The organism is Consotaella aegiceratis, assembly GCF_036541425.1.
In the GTDB taxonomy this organism is placed as follows: Bacteria; Pseudomonadota; Alphaproteobacteria; order Rhizobiales; family Rhizobiaceae; genus Consotaella; species Consotaella aegiceratis.
In genome coordinates this window covers 1-947 of sequence record NZ_JAZHFT010000142.1, presented here as the reverse complement: position 1 = coordinate 947, position 947 = coordinate 1, and the positions used below count along the sequence as shown (strand labels likewise).

Genomic DNA, 947 nt, shown 5'->3' with positions numbered 1-947 from the left:
TTCCAGCGACGGCCGCGCCATCGCCGACATCGACCGCAGATCGAAATCCCCATAGCCATCGACTGTGGCCCGCGGGTTCCTTCCTCGGGGACTTTCGTACGCCTGCCGGCGCCCGAAACTCTTCACGAAAGCTGACTGGCAGCTTCCCAAGGTGGATGTAAGTGAGCGGACATTCAGCTCGGCGCAGGCTCTGCCCTAACCAGACCCTAATGCTATATTCATTACTCCAATGCTGAGCGTCCGCTGTATGACTCAGAATGCCGCTTTGCCGAACTCTTGGTTACCGGGCATCCCACCTGCGCTTCAAAGAAAGCAGTCGAGGATCCGCGTTTAATTTACCATCTGCCTTGCCGATGCGCTCTATGGTGCTATCGATCCCATAGGGCCAAGCAGTCGCATTCTCTGGAAGGATTGCATCCAAAATAGCGAGCGTCTGTTCTGGATAGATGTCAACGATGTTGTCCTTCGACTTTCTGAGGTTCGGTAACATTATCGAGTCGCCTTCCGCCTTACTGAGTAGTGGGAGGACAAGGGCAGCGCGCCTTATAAAGCGATCCTTATCGGAAAAAACAAAATTGCATAGGCGTGCTGATATACGCGGTGTTTTTGCCAATATTTGACGTGGCCAAACGTCCTCAAGCAATACTTCAATTTTCTCTGACCACCTTATTTCTGCCTGTTCTCCTTCATTCTCTGCCCATCGCTCAGCTTGCCATAGGACATGCGATCTAAACTCTTCGTCTGACTTCAGCAGCAGATCGCGCATTTCATCGTTTGAGATGTTAGGTTGCCCGGTCTCAGTGTCCGATTCAAAACTAAGCAGATGAATTAGCGAGCCTTGCGACGCGGCGAGCGAGGAGTTGGACCGAGGCGAGGAACAGCCATGCATTGGCAGATGCGATGGTCTGCTCGAAGTCCTTGGCAAGCCGTCGATTGCGATTGAGCCA

General features: G+C 52.8%; 1 protein-coding gene and 1 pseudogene. Both read right to left on the bottom strand.

From position 1 onward, the window contains the following. Positions 1-280: 280 nt before the first annotated feature. Positions 281-766 (bottom strand): hypothetical protein, encoded by a 486-nt coding sequence (locus SMD10_RS25460; protein ID WP_331688508.1) that lies wholly within the window; start codon positions 764-766, stop codon positions 281-283. A gap of 49 nt (positions 767-815) precedes the next feature. Beyond that, positions 816-947 (bottom strand): annotated as a pseudogene (locus SMD10_RS25455) (IS5/IS1182 family transposase); the annotation flags it as partial.